The 17,214-nt window shown below is 35.8% G+C and carries 14 protein-coding genes; 6 read left to right on the forward strand and 8 right to left on the reverse strand.

The features are described from left to right. Nucleotides 1–531 precede the first annotated feature (531 nt). Nucleotides 532–2,610 (forward strand): CHRD domain-containing protein, encoded by a 2,079-nt coding sequence (locus ACY651_RS17325; protein WP_462254755.1) that lies wholly within the window; start codon nucleotides 532–534, stop codon nucleotides 2,608–2,610. 163 nt (nucleotides 2,611–2,773) lie between these two features. Next, a complete protein-coding gene (locus tag ACY651_RS17330) occupies nucleotides 2,774–3,163 on the forward strand; it encodes a DoxX family protein (RefSeq protein ID WP_462254756.1) in 390 nt (129 codons plus the stop codon). A 30-nt stretch (nucleotides 3,164–3,193) separates the two neighbouring features. Here ACY651_RS17330 and ACY651_RS17335 read toward each other — a convergent pair whose 3' ends face one another. Both ACY651_RS17335 and ftcD read right to left on the reverse strand, forming a co-directional pair. Next, nucleotides 3,194–3,754 carry a helix-turn-helix domain-containing protein gene (locus ACY651_RS17335; RefSeq protein WP_462254757.1) on the reverse strand — a complete coding sequence of 187 codons (561 nt, stop codon included), beginning with the start codon at nucleotides 3,752–3,754 and terminating at the stop codon, nucleotides 3,194–3,196. Nucleotides 3,755–4,267: 513 nt separating this feature from the next. Next, on the reverse strand, nucleotides 4,268–5,914 hold the full coding sequence (gene ftcD, locus ACY651_RS17340; protein WP_462254758.1) for a glutamate formimidoyltransferase: 1,647 nt from the start codon (nucleotides 5,912–5,914) through the stop codon (nucleotides 4,268–4,270). 178 nt (nucleotides 5,915–6,092) lie between these two features. Here ftcD and ACY651_RS17345 point away from each other — a divergent pair, with 178 nt between their 5' ends. Beyond that, entirely contained in the window at nucleotides 6,093–7,382 is a 1,290-nt protein-coding gene (locus ACY651_RS17345; RefSeq protein ID WP_462254759.1) for an acetyl-CoA hydrolase/transferase family protein, read from the forward strand. A gap of 35 nt (nucleotides 7,383–7,417) precedes the next feature. Here the strand turns inward: ACY651_RS17345 and hutI are convergent, their stop codons facing one another. The 4 genes from hutI to ACY651_RS17365 are packed head-to-tail and all read right to left on the reverse strand — an operon-like array spanning nucleotide 7,418 to nucleotide 11,878. Continuing rightward, nucleotides 7,418–8,698 (reverse strand): imidazolonepropionase, encoded by a 1,281-nt coding sequence (gene hutI, locus ACY651_RS17350; protein WP_462254760.1) that lies wholly within the window; start codon nucleotides 8,696–8,698, stop codon nucleotides 7,418–7,420. 50 nt (nucleotides 8,699–8,748) lie between these two features. Next, nucleotides 8,749–10,128 carry a UDP-N-acetylmuramate--L-alanine ligase gene (locus tag ACY651_RS17355; RefSeq protein ID WP_462254761.1) on the reverse strand — a complete coding sequence of 460 codons (1,380 nt, stop codon included), beginning with the start codon at nucleotides 10,126–10,128 and terminating at the stop codon, nucleotides 8,749–8,751. After that, nucleotides 10,125–11,351 (reverse strand): TCR/Tet family MFS transporter, encoded by a 1,227-nt coding sequence (locus ACY651_RS17360; protein WP_462254762.1) that lies wholly within the window; start codon nucleotides 11,349–11,351, stop codon nucleotides 10,125–10,127. Before ACY651_RS17360 ends, ACY651_RS17355 begins: the two co-directional genes overlap by 4 nt. A gap of 56 nt (nucleotides 11,352–11,407) precedes the next feature. Then, a complete protein-coding gene (locus ACY651_RS17365; RefSeq protein ID WP_462254763.1) occupies nucleotides 11,408–11,878 on the reverse strand; it encodes a hypothetical protein in 471 nt (156 codons plus the stop codon). 63 nt (nucleotides 11,879–11,941) lie between these two features. Between ACY651_RS17365 and ACY651_RS17370 the strand changes: the two genes are divergently transcribed. Beyond that, nucleotides 11,942–13,447 carry a YfcC family protein gene (locus tag ACY651_RS17370; RefSeq protein WP_462254764.1) on the forward strand — a complete coding sequence of 502 codons (1,506 nt, stop codon included), beginning with the start codon at nucleotides 11,942–11,944 and terminating at the stop codon, nucleotides 13,445–13,447. Here the strand turns inward: ACY651_RS17370 and ACY651_RS17375 are convergent. Together ACY651_RS17375 and ACY651_RS17380 are read right to left on the reverse strand one after the other, a co-directional pair. Continuing rightward, a complete protein-coding gene (locus ACY651_RS17375; RefSeq protein WP_462254765.1) occupies nucleotides 13,444–14,370 on the reverse strand; it encodes a hypothetical protein in 927 nt (308 codons plus the stop codon). The genes ACY651_RS17370 and ACY651_RS17375 overlap by 4 nt on opposite strands. Before the next feature lie 62 nt (nucleotides 14,371–14,432). Then, nucleotides 14,433–15,584, reverse strand: coding sequence for a hypothetical protein (locus tag ACY651_RS17380; protein WP_462254766.1), 1,152 nt, complete (start codon nucleotides 15,582–15,584; stop codon nucleotides 14,433–14,435). Between the two features lie 573 nt (nucleotides 15,585–16,157). Here ACY651_RS17380 and ACY651_RS17385 point away from each other — a divergent pair. Both ACY651_RS17385 and ACY651_RS17390 read left to right on the forward strand, forming a co-directional pair. Then, nucleotides 16,158–16,556, forward strand: a complete 399-nt coding sequence (locus ACY651_RS17385) for a hypothetical protein (RefSeq protein ID WP_462254767.1) — start codon at nucleotides 16,158–16,160, stop codon at nucleotides 16,554–16,556. A 317-nt stretch (nucleotides 16,557–16,873) separates the two neighbouring features. Then, nucleotides 16,874–17,164, forward strand: coding sequence for an isoamylase early set domain-containing protein (locus ACY651_RS17390; RefSeq protein WP_462254768.1), 291 nt, complete (start codon nucleotides 16,874–16,876; stop codon nucleotides 17,162–17,164). The last annotated feature ends 50 nt before the right edge of the window (nucleotides 17,165–17,214 follow it).

The following is a 17,214-nucleotide window of genomic DNA, read 5'->3' on the forward strand; positions in this document are numbered from 1 at the left end:
CTTTACCAATCAACATTAGCTCATATTGCACCACTTCAACTAAAAATCATTTTTATTTTTTTGAGTAAAATGGGAACAGAATCATAAAAAAATAAAAGTGAAATTCTGTAACTGTGGCGGGTGTACAAAATTTGAATCTATTAAAGCGATATCTGGCTGCTAATTTTCAGCCATTTTTTAGATGGCATACTGTTTGAGGGTAGAACATTAAGACGGTTTAATCCAAAACAAAATTACGGAGTATCCATTCGGCAAAATCCAATAGAGCCGTTTTAGATATGCCTGTTTTGCATCAGTTTAAGAATAAAGTGGGGATTTTTTTCACCAAAAATATTTTATAAGGGTAAAAATTTAATCACTTTATATTTTTAGTATGTATACTTTTCAAAGTTATTTTTCAAAATTTTAAAACAAACCCACTTTTATTTTGTAGTAATAAAGCTACCATTTATTTACTATTAATAACCTTACTTTAATTTTATCAAACTTCTTCTTAATATTCAATAACAAACACAACAAAACACAATTACCATGAAAAAAATTACTACCTTTTTGTTTTACCTGTTATTTGTAATTGCTGCCCAATCGCAAATATCTTATTTAAAAGCTACCATAGATGCTGCGCAGGAAGTACCGTCTAATGGCTCCACTGCAAACGGTGTTGCCATTGTAAAATACGATGCGGCAACAAAATTTTTAGAATTATATGGCGATTACCAGGCACTTTCAGCCGCTATTTCCGCTTCACACATTCATGGCCCTGCAGCTCCCGGTGTAAATGCCGGCGTTCTTTTTACAGTTTCCAATAGCGGCGGATCTACGGGAACATTATTTTTAACAGCAACTTTAACGGCCGGGCAGGAAACAGATTTACTGGCAGGCAACATGTATATAAATGTACACAGTGCCGCTTTTCCCGGAGGAGAAATAAGAGGACAGCTTACTACTACAACCGCCGGGCAAACAGATTATTTAACGGCAAGAATACAAGGTGCACAGGAAGTACCACCTAATGGATCGCCTGCTACGGGCAATGCAAAACTTTTGTTAGATAAAACTACCGGTATGGTTTACATGACTGGCAGTTTTACAGGATTAACAACAGCCGCAACTGCTGCTCATATTCATTCAGCAGCTGCAAACATTAGCGGTCCGGTTATTTTTGGTATTAGTTTTACCGCAGCTACTCAGGGCACTATTCATGTTGCAATTCCAATATCACCGGGTGATCAAACACAAATGATTGCCGGCAATACTTATATTAATATTCACTCGGGAACTTATCCCGGCGGCGAAATAAGGGGGCAACTTATTCCTGAACAAGACCTGGTTTATTTAAAAGCAAATTTACAGGGCAGCCAGGAAGTTCCTGCTAATGGCTCTACGGCTACTGGTACAATTATAGTGCGGTACAACAAAGCAGTAAAATCATTGGAGTTAAAGGGAGATTATCAAAATATAACTGCAGCTATTTCTGCTTCGCATATTCACGGCCCGGCAGCAGTTGGTGCAAATGCAGGTGTATTATTTACCGTAACTAATACCGGCGGCACGTCTGGTGCTTTAACTGCCAGCGTAACTTTAACGGCACCACAGGAAGTAGATTTATTAAGTGGTTTAATGTATGTTAATGTACACAATGCAAGTTTTCCCGGAGGAGAAATAAGAGGACAGCTCACTACAACATCACCCGGCACACAAACCTATTATCTAACAGGTAATTTAACAGGTGCACAGGAAATTCCTTCCAATGCGTCTACTGCTACAGGTAGTGTAACAGTATTATTAGACAGGGTGACCAGTGAAGTTTTTTTAACCGGTAATTTTAGCGGACTAGCTGCCAATGCTTCAGCAGCACATATTCATAATGGCGCCGCCGGATCTAATGGCCCCGTGGTAGTAAGCCTTTCCCCTACACTTGCTACAGCCGGAAGTGTTAACGGAGGTGCTGCGGTTTCAACCACTTTTGCAGATGCCATGATTTTTGGTTTTGCTTATGTAAATATTCATAACGCTTCTTTCCCGGGTGGAGAAATAAGGGCACAGCTGGGCAACCAGGTACTACCGGTTAAGCTTAGTTATTTTAATGGTTACAAAAAAAATAATAATGTAGTGCTTGTTTGGGAAAGTACAGAAGAATTAAACCTGCAGCAGTATGAAATAGAACAACAGGGTACTGAACCAGGAAAATGGATTAGTAAAGGTACCGTTGCAGCTAAAAAATTAAATGCTGCAACTGCCTACACTTTTACAGATTTACCGTTAGATAATAGTAAAGGCTATGGTATTTATCGCTTAAAAATGATTGATGTTGATGGTAAAATAGTTTATTCGAATGTAATTAAGATAAACTTTAAAACAGCCACAGCAACCCTGTCAATAAGTAACAACCCAGTATCAAATGGCATATTGCGGTATGTAATAACTGGTTTACCTGCTAATAAGCAGGCAGCAGTTGCAATTATTGATAACACAGGAAAAGTAGTTTTGAAAACTACAGCAAGAACGCTTATGATTAACAATATCGCTATTGGTAATTTAGCCGCTGGTATGTACCGTTTGGTTGTACACACCGATGGAAATATTTTGCAGGAGAGTTTTACAAAATAAATTTTATTTTTAAAATAAATAGAAAGCCGCCTCATGAATAAATGAGGCGGCTTTTTTTATACCAAGTTAAAACTTTACTGCTTATTATTTAACTTTAGCAAACACAGTAAAGAAAGCAGCATTGTAAATACAATTTCAGTTATTATAAAACCGTTTTGCAAAAATGAAAATACTAGACAATAATTTTATACTCCGGCTGGCCGTGGCCATTATTCTTTTATCGCACAGCATACCCGGTATGTTTAATAATGGCATTAACGACTTTGGTAATTTTTATTTGAATGCAAAAGGCTTTAATCCATTGGGTGTATACATTGCGTGGGCCATTAAATTATCGCATGTGGCAAGTGCCGTTCTTTTACTGCTGAATAAGTTTATAAAATGGGCAGGCTTTATTACCATTTTTATTTTAATTGCCGGTATTATAATGGTGCATTACCCCGAAGGCTGGTTTGTAGTTGGCGGCGGAAGAAATGGTGTGGAATATAATTTTCTGCTGATCTGCGTTTTAATTGCCATTATGTTTCCAAATGCATTAAACAAAACACATTAGCTGTACGTAATGATTGATAGTAAATTATGGCTATACATGCTCAAGTGGTATCCTGATTTTTTCTTTCATTGATTTAAAATCTGAAGCTCTTAAACCCGTAATTTTTTTAAACTGGTTAGAAAAGTGTGCAATACTGCTGTAATCAAGCTTTGAAGCAATTTCTGTCAGGGTTAATTCATTGTAAACAATTAATTCCTTTGCTTTTTCTATTTTATGAGAAAGGATAAAACTTTCAATAGTTATTCCTTCAGTTTGAGAAAAAAGATTGGCCAGGTAAGTATAATTGTAATTTAATTTTTGGCTGATATAATACGAAAATTTTATCTTGGGCATCTCTTCCTCGTAATGAACCATTTCAATTATTATATTTTTCACTTTTTCTACCAGCAGCTTTTTTTTATCTTCAATTACTACAAGGCCAAATTTATTTAGAGCAAATTTAATTTCTTCAATCTGCTCATTTGTAATATTTTCACTTATTTCAGCTTCTCCTAATTTTACACTCACGTAATCATACCCAAGTTTTCTCAACTCTTCCTTTACAATCACAATACAAGGATTGCTAACCATATATTTTATAATAATTTTCATATTTGTAAAATGAGATTTTAAAATGTCTTGAAATATCTAAAATATTACCCCCTACATATTCAGCAGGTAATAAAGTCATACATATAGTTATCAATTGTATGCCAAAATATATTATAGTAGTATTTATGAGGTGGTAATATGAACTAAGGGAAATACTGTGTAAAATTTTGCACAGTTTGAGTATTTTGTAACTGTGGGTAGGCGCCACATTAATTACAGGATTACGAATTCAAATACTTAAGATTATGTTAATGGAGTAAAAAAACGAGGTATTGGAGATAAAGAAAGATATCCACTTTAATTGTAAAGTAAAAAGATAAGGCTGATTGCAGGATTAAATACAATTTACTTTAATAAGCTTTTACTCCATAATCTTAGCTAAGGTAAAAGTTCAATAAAGATATAATGTATCCCGATGCATCGGGACGACGCTACTGAAGATGAACATAGAAATATTACCTGGCTCAAAAAAAAAATTAAAAAAATAATTTTGATACTGTGATACAACTCCGTTTACACTCCTATTTTTTCATTTACAATTTGTAATACTTCAGCTTCCTGAGCAATAATATTATTTTCAATTGCTTTTCCTTTTGCAACAATATCTTTTACATAATCTTTATCACTGTAACCGGAAGCGTTAATACGTACATTCATAAATGCCCCCATAACGGCACTGCGTATGCATAATGCGCCAACACCTGCATCGCTAACAGAATTTGGATTACCAACGGCAGCCATCGTTTTTACCAACTCCATGCTTGCAGCTGCAGTTTGCATTACTTTAAAAGGAATTTCGATAGCATATTTTGTAGCCTGCTGAATGGCTTCGGTACGTTGTGTTTTTTCTTCGGCAGTAGCTTTGGGCAATGCAAACGCTTCCATAATTTTATTAAAGGCTGCAGTATCGGCATCTACCAATTGCAACAATTCATTTTTATATTGCTGCCCTTTTTCGGCCCAGTTACTAAACTCCTGCCAGCGATCGTCCCACCCCTTTTTGTGCGACGAAAGATTGGCCACCATTGTTGCCAATGATACACCTAACGCTCCTACATAGGCGGCAATAGAACCTCCGCCGGGTGCAGGGCTTTCACTTGCCGTTTCATCAGCAAAATTATTCAGTTGCATGTTTATTAATTTACTGCTGGCTTTTTCAGCAAGTAAATATTCTATAATTCTTTCTTCGGGCTTAAAGGGTTGCAATTCATCCAAACCCATAGTTTTGATGGCAATCTTTATTAATTCATTTTCGCTAACGCCAATGCTGCGTTGCTGTTTTTGTAAAAAATATTTTCCGGCATCCAGCAAAGCTTTTAATGGTATTAATCCTACCAGTTCACTTCCTGTTACTCTTATCCCTCTTGCTGTGGCTTTGCTGCACACTTCGTCGAATGCAATATGCACCGGAGTAATATTTATATTGGTAAGATTCATAGAAATTTGAGCCACGCCATACTCTTCAATATACCAACCAATCGCTTTTACACTTTTTAAAGTTCCGGGTTGATTTATTTTCTTTCCATCTGTTTCAATATTTCTTCCTGCTTCACGTACATCAAAGGCAATGGCATTTGCACGGCGTGTACTTGTAGTATTTAAATTAATATTGTAAGCAACCAAAAAATCTCTTGCGCCAATTACAGTTGCGCCACGCTTAGCATCAAATTCAGCAGGACCGAAATCAGGCTTCCATTCGGGCAGTTTAATTTTTTTAAAAAAGCCTTCGTACTCGCCGGCACGTATAACCGATAAATTACTTCGTTCTTTTTTGGGTTGTGCAGTTTCGTATAAATACACAGGAAGCTGGAGCTCCCCAATACGCTTTGCCAGTTGCTGTGCATACACTGCTGTTTCTTCCATGCTAATATTTGCAATGGGTATCAGGGGGCAAACATCGGTAGCTCCCATTCGTGGATGTTCGCCTTTGTGTTTGCTCATGTCAATTAATTCTCCTGCTTTTTTTATGGCAAGATATGCCGCTTCAATTACCGCATTCGGTTCTCCAACAAAAGTTACCACGGTTCTGTTAGTGGCTTTACCGGGATCAACATTTAATAAACGTACACCTTCCACTTTTTCTATTTCATCAGTAATTTGTTTAATGATGTTTAAATCATTTCCTTCGGAAAAGTTGGGGACACATTCAATAAGTTGCATAATACAGGTTGAGGTTAAAATTTTTTACTAAATAAAATATCTGCAAATTAGTTTTTCTTTGCATTTATGCAAAGAAACAATCATACCCGTCATTATTACAATCATGCCAATACATGACGAAAATTTGCTAATGAAATTTTAAAAAAGTACATTTTTGCCATAATAAATATACTTAAATATGATTCATCCTTACAATTACGTTTCTGCACCGGAAGCCTTATCTATAATACAAAGCAACATGAGAGTGTTTATTCATGGTGGAATATGCACCCCCACTTACCTTTTGCATGAGCTTGCTAAAGAAAGTGACCGGCTTAAAAATGTGGAATTGGTTTCTATAACTTTAAAAGGCGATATAAAAGTAGTGCAGGAAACTTACCAGGATGCTTTTCACATCAATTCTTTATTTGTTTCCACACCAATAAGGGCTGCTGTGGCAGAAGGCCGTGCAGATTTTATACCCGTGTTTTTAAGTGATATCCCTGATCTTTTTAAAAATAAAATTTTAGAATTAGATGTGGCGATTGTGCAGGTTTCGCCACCTGATATGCATGGTTATTGCACATTAGGCTTATCGGTTGATATTGCCCGTGCGGCGGTAGACAGTGCTAAACAAATAATTGCATTGGTTAATCCCTTAATGCCCCGTACACATGGCGATGGCATGATTCACACCGATCGTTTTACTAAAATGGTTTTTTATAAAGCAGATTTAATTGAAGAAAGCTATACACATAAAATTGGACCAACAGAAACCATTATTGGTAAAAATATTGCCGGCATGATTGAAGATGGCAGTACACTACAAATGGGTATTGGTACTATACCCGATGCTGTGTTGCAATTTTTATCGCATCACAAAAACCTGGGCATACATACCGAAATGCTGAGTGATGGCATTATTGATTTAGTTGAAAAAGATGTGATAAATAATAAAAATAAAACTATTCACCCTAACAAAAGCGTAACCTCCTTTGCAATTGGCAGTAAAAAATTATATGATTATTTAGATGATAATCCTTCATTTGCTTTTTTAGATATTGATTATGTAAACAATCCGCATGTAATACGCCGCAACCCAAAAGTGATTGCTATAAACAGTGCTATTGAAGTAGATTTAACAGGGCAGGTTTGTGCAGACAGTATTGGCGAACTGCAATACAGCGGCATTGGAGGCCAAATGGATTTTATGCGTGGGGCAGCATTAAGTGTGGGTGGCAAACCTATCATTGCATTAAGCAGTCGAACTACAAAAGGTATCAGCAGAATTGTACCGCATTTAAAAGAAGGTGCCGGCGTAGTTACTACCAGGGGGCATGTGCATTATGTTGTTACGGAATATGGTGTGGCTTATTTATTTGGAAAAAATTTACGGCAGCGGGCAAAACTTTTAATTGATATTGCTCACCCTGATGACAGGGAGGGTTTAATGAAATATTGCTTTGAAAGGTTTAAAATATTTTTGTAAATCTTTGCAGGCAGAGAATTTATTTATTTTTTAAATTAAATAAATTCTCCTTTAATCATTACTTTATCAATTAAGTTATTACCAAAAGCGTATGACAAATAGGCCAAGGATGGAATTGGTTTTGTAAAAATAAGATTAGCTTTTTTGCCAATTGTTATACTGCCCACTTCGTTTTGCAATTCCATTGCATAAGCACCGTTTATTGTTGCGGCATTAATCGCTTCTTCAGGCAGCATTTTCATTTGTATGCAACTGAGTGCCACCACAAAATTCATATTACCGCTGGGTGATGAGCCGGGATTATAATCGCTGGCCAATGCAATGGCACAATTGCTATCAACTAATTTTCTGGCAGGCTGATAACTCATTCTTAAAAAAAATGCGGCGGTTGGTAACAGTGTACCAACCATAGCGGGTGACTCACCCTTTGGGGGTGAGTCACCCGCTATGGTGCCACCGCTTAATAATTTAATATCATTATCCGTCATCGTTTCTAAATGATCTACTGACAGCGCATGTAGTTTTACAGCGGCTTCAATTCCTCCAATAGAGTTAAGTTGGTTTACATGAAGCTTTGGTTTTAGTCCATAACTCATCCCGGCTTTGCAGATAATTTCCATTTCCTGCGGAGAAAAGAAACCAGTTTCGCAAAACACATCAATGTAATCGGCCAATTTTTCTTCTGCAATTACCGGCAACATTTCATTTATTATTAAATCAATATATCCCTGGTGATTTTCTTTATACTCCAAAGGAAAAGTATGTGCCCCTAAAAAAGTGGCTTTAATACTCAGGTTTGATTTTTCTTTCAGTTTTTTTATTACCCTCAGCATTTTTAGTTCGCCATGTACCGATAACCCATAGCCGCTTTTTATTTCAATTGCACCGGTACCCAGTTTACTCACTTCTTCCAATCTTTTCCGTGCGGATAAAAATAATTCGTCTTCGCTTACTGCCTGTAGTTTTTTTGCAGAATTTAAAATGCCGCCGCCTTTAGCTGCGATATCTGCATAACTCAGGCCTTTTAGTTTATCAATAAATTCTTCTTCCCGGCTTGCTGCAAAAACTAAATGGGTATGACTATCGCACCAGCAGGGCAAAACAAATTGCCCCTGTGCATCAATAATATTTTTTGGGAGTTGTGGTACTTTTAATTCCAGTTCGTACATCGCACCGTAATCTGCAATGATACCGTCTTCTATTAAAATAAAGGCGTTTTTAATTGAGGGGAGATGTGCAAGAGCTGCACCACGGAGCAAAGTTGTTTCTTCTCTTGCACCAATAAGTTGTTGTATGTTAGTAATGAGTGTTGTCATTTTTTATTGCATACCATTTGCATTTTTTTTAACGTGATCAGACGGAGACGTCAGACCATGTTAAAAACAGATTTACTAAAAGTTTCAAGCGACGGATCCCTTGCACCCATTAAAAGTAAAACAGTATTCGCTGTTAAATGAGGCCTCATAGTTTCCACAAAATTATTTCTATCTTCTACAAAAAAAGCTTTTTTACCAAGAGCTTTAATATCATTTATTAAATCTGCTGCACTAATATCTTTTACAGCAGTGCCACCGGCATAAAAAATTTCACTCATCCAGATTTCATCATCTTCCCTTAAAACAGTTGCAAATTCTTTTACAAAATCATTACGTAAAAATCTTGTTGGGCCATAACCATGTGGTTGAAACCATGCAATAACTTTATTGGCCAATGGTTGACAGGAAGCAATAGCAGCCGCACATTTTACCGGATTGTGTGCATAATCATCAATAACCCAAACGCCGTTTTTATTACCTAATATTTGATTGCGGCGATAGATGCCTTCGTAGTTTTTTAATGCTGCCGCACAAATTTTCAAATCAACACCTAACTGGTTGGCAACTGCAGTAGCGGCTAAAGCATTTTCCATGTTGTGCCTGCCAATGGCGTTAAGGGTGAATGGTGAATGGTGAATGGTGAATGATATTTCAAATTCATTTTGTTTAAAGTTGCTTGCAACATATCGGGCATTCGATTTTTCATCAGAAGAAAAATCATGTTTTATATTTTGAGATAATTGTTTAGCCAATGCATTGGATTGATTTGCTATAAACAATTCCTTAGTATTATTTTTAAATGTGCCGAATATCTGCATCAGCTCTTCAATCTCCTGGTGGTCTTTATCTACATTTAATAACAACCCTACTTCGGGTTGATATTGCACAATGCTGCCGTCGCTTTCATCTGCTTCAATTACCAACCACTCTCCTGCTCCTACTTTTGCATTACCAATTTTTCCTTCTTTAATAATGCTGGTTAATCCGGCACCGCTGATAATGCTGGGTTGCATATTGGCATGTTGTAAAATATCAAACAACATTGCACTGGTAGTGCTTTTACCACTGGTGCCGCCAACTGCAATCGTTTTTTTGCTTTTCGCAATAAGTGAAAGCACTTCACTTCTTTTTAAAATAGGAATATTTAATTGCTTTGCCTTTTGTACTTCTGCAACAGTATTTTCTATTGCTGTTGACACTACAACTAAATCCGTTTCGCTTGTAATGCCTTCGCCATTTTGTAAAAAACATTGTATTCCTTCTGCTTCCAATTTCTCTTTTGTCTCATTAAATTCGCCATCTTTAAAATATCTGTCACTGCCGCTAACATTTTTTTGAACACCGGCTAAATATTGTGCAATAGCACTCATGCCCACACCGGCAATGCCAATGAAGAAAACGTTTTTAAAATCACTAATACTTTTTATCATACAATTTCAAATGCTTTTGTTTGATGTAAAGTTTTAAATGCAATAACAGCACTTGCACCCATTAACATAGCGCCAAGAAAAAATGGCGCACCCGGTAAATAAATTGGCGCTTCATTATGTGTAAAATAAAAGAAAAGGTTGTTCATTACCAATGGGCCAATTATAGCCGCCAAACTCATAAGGCTGGTGAGTGCGCCTTGTAACTCACCCTGTGCATTGCGTGGCACTTTGCCTGCCATAATAGCTTGTATGGCCGGTTGAGCAATACCTCCCAGGCAATAAGGAATTAAAAAAACAAACATCATCCAGCTCACGTTGGCTAAACCAAATAATAACATACCAGCACTATACAATATTAAACCAGTGTACAAACTTTTTGCATTCCCTATTTTAGGATTAATAAAACGGGTTAACCCGCCTTGCACTACAGCAACTAATATACCTACCACAGCAAGTGATATGCCTACCATTTTTTCATTCCAGCTAAAGCGGTGAATGGTAAAATAATTCCAGTTGCTCATTACAGCATGTGATGCAATTTGCAACAACAGTACGCTGATAATTAACCCCGTTACCGAAGGAAATTTTCGCAGGTGCAACAATGTACCCACCGGGTTTGCTCTCTTCCAATTAAAATCTCTGCGATTTTCTTTAGACAAAGATTCTGGTAATACAAAAAAACCATAAGCCCAGTTTAATAAGGCTAATCCTGCAGCTGCATAAAAAGGAATGCGTTGCCCAAAAGTACTCAACAATCCTCCTAATAACGGACCAATAATAAAACCTAATCCAAATGCGGCGCCGATCATTCCAAAATTTTTCGCCCTGTTTTCAGGCAAACTGATATCTGCAATATAAGCAGCAGCAGTGCTAAAACTGGCTCCGGTGATCCCAGCAATTATTCTTCCTAAAAATAGCCAGCCATATGTTGGTGCTAATGCTAAAAAAAGATAATCAATTCCAAAACCAAACAAAGAAAATAATAATACAGGCCTGCGGCCATATTTATCGCTGAGGTTTCCTAAAATTGGTGCAAATACAAATTGCGTTAATGCATAAGCAACCGTAAGATAGCTGCCGTATTTTGCAGCAGTACTAATATCAACTTGTTTTAAATCGGCGATAAGTTTTGGCATTACAGGTATAATAATTCCAAATCCAATAACATCAATTAAAAGTGTAATAAAAATAAATCCTATTGCTGCGTTGCGTTTACTGGCCATAATTACTATTGAGCTGTTGCTTATTTTTGTGCTAATTTAAAGTTTAAAATCCAATACTATAATTTGTTTATTTCTCGCAGGTAATCGTATTGCAAATCTTCATGCAATGTTGCAACAGTTTTGGTTATTTTTTTTAATTGATTATTATATATATTAGTGAGCACAGGATTTTTATTGATAGGTATATTCAATGCTTTCATCCTGGTGCAAAAGTAAAGGAGCAATTCAATTTCTACATTGGCAAGGCCGCTGTACCTGCTGTATTTATTGGCAGTGCGTAAAATTTTACGCAAGGTTTTTTTTATAAAGTAAACATTACTTTTATTAATGTCTTCAAACTGGTTATCCATTTCTGCTTTTACATTTTCAATATAAGCAGTAGTATCATGTGCTTCAAAAAGCAAATACGTCAGTAATTCTTTATTTTCTTTTTTAAAACGTGCAAGCCGCAGGCAAAGCTCAGTTACTTTTATTGGGGAAGTAGTTTGTAATTCCTGTTTTAATTCGTTTATTGTTGCTGCTTTCATGCTGCTAAAATACAGAGAATGTTTTTTTCTGTACTTTTAAATATCATCATTAAATAAAATTGCATGGCTAAACTAAAAAAAGTTCCCTCTCCTATTCCAATTTTAATGGTGGTAATTATAATTGCAGCTGTTGCAACCTGGCTTGTACCTGCCGGACGTTACAATACCTTATCTGCTAATGACGACAAAAGTTTTGCTGTATTATCTGCCAAAGGCGAAACAACCACCCTGCCCTTTACACAAAAAACATTAGACAGTTTACAAATAAAAATTGCTTTAAAAAGTTTTGCAACCGGTGCTATCCGCAAGCCGGTATCTATTCCCGGTTCTTATCAATCGTTAGAAAAAAATGAGCAGGGTTTTATAAAAATTTTACAGGCGCCGTTAAAAGGCATTTACGATTCTATTGATATTATTTTATTCATTTTAATCATCGGTGGATTTATGAATATTTTTCATCAATCCGGCGCTATGGTTAAAGGTTTAAAAGCGCTGGCATATTCTATGAAAGGAAAAGAAGCCTGGTTAATAATCATCCTTACTTTTTTATTTTCATTTGCCGGCTCTTCTTATGGTATGGCAGAGGAGGCCTTGGTTTTTTACCCGGTAATGGTGCCGCTTTTTTTGGCTGCAGGATATGATTTAATTGTACCTGTTGCCGTAATTTTTGCCGGTACACAATTAGGTACACTGTCTTCATTCAGCAATCCGTTTTCTGCAATCATTGCATCCAATGCTGCCGGTATAAACTGGAGCGATGGTTTTTACGAAAGAATTTTAATGTTTATTATTTCCACCGCCATCACCATTTGGTATATTGTACGCTATGCCAATAAAGTTAAAAAAGATCCGGCGGCTTCGCTGGTGTACCGTATTGATGGCAATGTAAAATCTCTTTACCCAAATTTAGATACCAATAATACCGAAGTACCGGCACTGGATACAAGAACTAAATTATTATTGCTGCTTTTCTTAATTACTTTTTTAACTATGATTAGGGGTGTTATTTTTTTTGAATGGTGGCTGCTGGAGATGTCGGCATTATTTTTAGCATCGTCTGTTTTGCTGGGCATACTGCTAAAAATGAATGAAAATATTTTTATTACTGAATTTATTAAAGGTGCCGGAGATTTGTTAAGTGTGGCATTTATTGTAGGTGTTGCAAGGGGCGTTACCATAATTTTAAACGACGGGCATATCAGCGATTCTATTTTATATTACTCTTCTAAATTGGTGGGCAATATGCCACCAGCTTTATTTATTGTAATGCTTTTGTTGTTGTACATGATATTTACCTTATTTATTTCTTCCTCATCGGGTATGGCAGTTTTAACCATGCCCATTATTGGCGCATTAGCCATTATGGTAAATGTACCGGGCAGAGAAATTGTAAATGCTTATTTATTTGGAATGGGTATTATGGGATTTATAACTCCTACAGGTTTAATATTACCATCATTAGCTTTGGTAAATGTAAGTTTAAAAGCGTGGTGGCAATTTATTTATCCTTTGCTGATAATACTAATGCTGCTGAGTGCAATGTTTTTAGTAACCGGAATTTATTTTTAAGAAAGCGTTTTATTCATACGGCCAATTAAAACGCCATTATGATAAATTTGCATGGTATATTTTCCCTGCAGGTATTTATCGGCAGTTAAAGAAAAGTTGACTTGTTTATTTTCGCCCCTAGCAGTTTCGCAGCGAATTTTACAGGAGTAAATTTTTTTGCCGTCGGGTGTTTCAAAACTCCCCGATTCCCATGCAGATTTTTGCAACACCTGTCCATTGGGCTGCACCACCACTACCACAATATCGCATCTTGCAGTCATGTTACTTTTAACAGTAAACGATCCTACTAATTTTTCTGTTTGCGCTGCTTCTGTAGTTTCCTGCTGCTCATTACTAGCCAGTGCAGAAAGGTTAAGGTTAGCTGCACTTACGGCAACTAAGGTGTTTATTTTTTCGGCTAAATTATTATTTTCTTTCTCTATCTGTTTGGTATTTTGTTCTATACCTTTTGTTTGCCTGGCCATCTCTTCTAAAATGGCTTTAAGTTTTTTATTTTCAGTTTCCACATCGGTATTACGGTACTTGAGCACATCAACTTTTTGCTGCAGTTCGCCAATTTTTTTTCGGGCAAGATTAATATCTACTGTTGCATTTTTATCCTGAAGCAAAACAGCAATCTCATCTCTAAGCCTGTAAAATTCTTTTAAATTAATATCCAGTGTGCCCGTTAATGAATCGGCGTAGTACGATGCGGTATCAAAGCGGTTATCGAGACTGTTTAAAGTGGCTTTATAAATATTTAAAAGAGAATCTCTTGTACCATCGGGTACAAGAGGTGGTGTGTTTTTAACAACGGCTGCTTTGGTTTTATCCTGCTGTATCTGATGATAATATTGATAGCCCCAGGTGCATAAGAGTATAATAGACAATAAAAATAATACCGATGATAATAATAAAAGTGATAATGATTTTGTATCTCTCATCAAATTCCGGGTATATTATTGTTTAAAAAACAATTGCATGAATAAATTGGAAAAGTAAAAATCTATTTGTTGATATGCTGGTCAACGTATGCAGAAATCCAGCCCACCTGGCCATTTTTTACCAGGAAGAATTGCTTCTTTTCGTAAACGCCTTCAAACTGGCGCATAATTTTTAAAAGCAAACCTGTACCCGCCATTAAAGATCTTTGATCAAAAACCTGGTTCACTCTTTTTACTTCTTTGCCAATAAGATCTTTATCTAAAGTTTTATCCGTTATCGATTTTAAGATTGCAGCATCAGAAAGCGAAGCATAATTTTTATACATTCTTTCATTAAGTTTTACCACATCATCATAAGTAACCGGCACAACTGAATTACCAATTAACTCCGGCGAAATAAGTGTAGCCACGGACCATGCAATACCGCCACTAAAAGCAATATAATCACTCATTGGGAACGCTCCACTCTCATTAACCATGTAAATAATTTCCGAATTTTCGGCACCGGTTAATACTCTTGTCAATTGCTTATTGTAATTCTCAATAGTTTTATCATCATCGGTTCTTTTTTCAGTTGCGTTGGCGGTACTTTTTGTACCCCAGCTCAATTGAAAAAGTTTTAAAAATTTTGTATCGCCATTGGGAAAAAATCCGCCTTTGGTATTGCCGCTGCCAATATCAATTAAAAAAGTGGAGTACCTTCTTGATTCCGGTACAATACCAATATGAGATAACCTTGCCTCCTGTACCACATCAATTACATCAACTTCCCTGGCAGGGTCATTTATTTTTGTTCTAAATGAATCAATCAAATTCTTTATCCAGGGTTCTTTGTTATCTTTTTCTGCCTGGCCTTTTACACCACTGCTGATTACGGTATAAATTTTTTCTGAAGGAATATTATAATCTTTTACTGCAGCATTATATAATGATGTAAAGCCATTAACGGTAGATTGAAATGTTTGCGGACTAAAAGAAATAAAATCGGAGTTTACTGAAGTATCTTTTAAAATATTAAAGGCACCACTTTTTTGAGCACCTCTTCCAATTTCTAAAATACTCATTTTTACACCTTTGGAGCCAACCTCAATGCCGGCATACACAGCCGAGTTATCGTATTTAAGCTTAAAACTACTTTGGGCAGAAACGAAAGGGGTGCTTAACAGCAATACAATTACTATGCTTAATAAGCGTTTTGAACAAAAAGGGAACATTTGGGTAAAATATTTTTTTTAAAATTACTATATTAAGTCAATTAACTCAAGCACAAATGTACGTTGTGAAAAAAATGTGACTAATCTTTTAAGCAGAAATTCTCAATTTTTTTATACAGTTAGGTGTATAAAATAAATATTCTGCTCATCCTACAGGTATTTTACCTTTCCTTATAATTAAAAATTGTGTTGGGTATAATAAAATGTTTTTACTAAAACTCAATGCCAGCAAGGGTTTACAAAAATATTTAACAATTTTGCAGTAATAAAATCTGCAAAAAACTGGTTTAAAGCCAACAAAAAAGCATTGTATGTTTACATCATAATTAATCAGTGCTCTTAAAAAAATAAAAACAGGACATTAAAAATTCAAGAACCTGTAGTCACTGTGTCTTACTTTACAAAGTTGCCGTACGCACTTTATCCGTTTGCCTGCCATACTGAAATAATCAACAACAATTAGCCTGCTGCATGAATGTGATTTTATAACCGTTAACTGTTATGCAGTTGGCACAACTAAAATTTGAGTAACCTTAAAAAACAAATATTAATTAACCGTTAAACTAAAACAAAATGAAAAATTTAAAAAACATCACCACAGCAATTGTTGCAGTAATTTTATTTGCAACTTCAGCCGCAGCGCAAACAGTTAAACCTGCTGCAGCAAACGAAACTTTTACCGTAAAGTACATTGGTAACGAAGCGGATTACCTTTATTTTCAGGTAGAAATTAACACCGGTAACAGCAATTTTGCCATGTTAAAAATTAACGACAAAGAAGAAGGCGAATTGTATTCTCAAAGCCTGAGAAACAATTTAAAGCTGCAAACTTTTAAAATTGAAAAGAAAGATGGCCAGGAGCTAAACTTCAAACTTTTATCAGGTAACAAAACATACAGCAAAACATTTTCGGCAAGTACTATATTAATAGAAAAAACTACCGTTAATGAAAACGACGTGGTAATATTATAAACCCCCGGAAAAACTACAACTAAAACTAAACTTATAAGTGCTTTCTATAAAAGTGCTTATGAGTTTTTTTGTTTTAAGGTGTAATAAACTGTGTTTAAGCTGTTTTTTGCAGCAGGGTTACCTTTTTAAATAAATGGTATTAACCAACAGAAAATAATACCTGCAAATCTTTTGATCATAATAACTACGGTACAAAATTTGTAACTGCTTAACGAAGCTTTTTTCTGCCTGCTATAACTGAACGAACTTTTACTGTTTGTGTTTACCTTACTTGAGTAGCACATTCAATTTATATTTATTAATTTAAAAGAAAACAAATGCTACAAAAGACTTATTTTAAAACCAAAGATTATTGCAAAGTAAAATTTGTGTTTACTGCAGCAGATGCAGAAACTGTTGAAGTGCTTGGCCTAAACAGCGATTGGGAAAACTCAATTATAATGAGTAAGAAAAAAGACGGCAGCTTTACCTGCGATGTATCTTTACCAAAAAACAGCCAGCACCAGTTTAAGTACAGGGTTAACGAAACTACCTGGGTAAACGAACCGGAAGCCGACAGCGAACAAGCTAATGAATTTGGTGGCACCAACAGTGTAATAAGTTTATAAAAAATATATTTTAAAAATTGACAAGGCCGGTTAGTAATTAACCGGCCTGT

It is taken from the genome of Ferruginibacter sp. (genome assembly GCF_031391665.1).
In the GTDB taxonomy this organism is placed as follows: domain Bacteria; phylum Bacteroidota; class Bacteroidia; order Chitinophagales; family Chitinophagaceae; genus Ferruginibacter.

What these genes read in the sequence shown, in the direction of transcription:
- ACY651_RS17325 (WP_462254755.1), top strand. Translation starts at nt 532, where the DNA reads ATGAAAAAAATTACTACCTTTTTGTTTTACCTGTTATTTGTAATTGCT.
- ACY651_RS17330 (WP_462254756.1), top strand. Translation starts at nt 2,774, where the DNA reads ATGAAAATACTAGACAATAATTTTATACTCCGGCTGGCCGTGGCCATT.
- ACY651_RS17335 (WP_462254757.1), bottom strand. Translation starts at nt 3,754, where the DNA reads ATGAAAATTATTATAAAATATATGGTTAGCAATCCTTGTATTGTGATT.
- ftcD (WP_462254758.1), bottom strand. Translation starts at nt 5,914, where the DNA reads ATGCAACTTATTGAATGTGTCCCCAACTTTTCCGAAGGAAATGATTTA.
- ACY651_RS17345 (WP_462254759.1), top strand. Translation starts at nt 6,093, where the DNA reads ATGATTCATCCTTACAATTACGTTTCTGCACCGGAAGCCTTATCTATA.
- hutI (WP_462254760.1), bottom strand. Translation starts at nt 8,698, where the DNA reads ATGACAACACTCATTACTAACATACAACAACTTATTGGTGCAAGAGAA.
- ACY651_RS17355 (WP_462254761.1), bottom strand. Translation starts at nt 10,128, where the DNA reads ATGATAAAAAGTATTAGTGATTTTAAAAACGTTTTCTTCATTGGCATT.
- ACY651_RS17360 (WP_462254762.1), bottom strand. Translation starts at nt 11,351, where the DNA reads ATGGCCAGTAAACGCAACGCAGCAATAGGATTTATTTTTATTACACTT.
- ACY651_RS17365 (WP_462254763.1), bottom strand. Translation starts at nt 11,878, where the DNA reads ATGAAAGCAGCAACAATAAACGAATTAAAACAGGAATTACAAACTACT.
- ACY651_RS17370 (WP_462254764.1), top strand. Translation starts at nt 11,942, where the DNA reads ATGGCTAAACTAAAAAAAGTTCCCTCTCCTATTCCAATTTTAATGGTG.
- ACY651_RS17375 (WP_462254765.1), bottom strand. Translation starts at nt 14,370, where the DNA reads ATGAGAGATACAAAATCATTATCACTTTTATTATTATCATCGGTATTA.
- ACY651_RS17380 (WP_462254766.1), bottom strand. Translation starts at nt 15,584, where the DNA reads ATGTTCCCTTTTTGTTCAAAACGCTTATTAAGCATAGTAATTGTATTG.
- ACY651_RS17385 (WP_462254767.1), top strand. Translation starts at nt 16,158, where the DNA reads ATGAAAAATTTAAAAAACATCACCACAGCAATTGTTGCAGTAATTTTA.
- ACY651_RS17390 (WP_462254768.1), top strand. Translation starts at nt 16,874, where the DNA reads ATGCTACAAAAGACTTATTTTAAAACCAAAGATTATTGCAAAGTAAAA.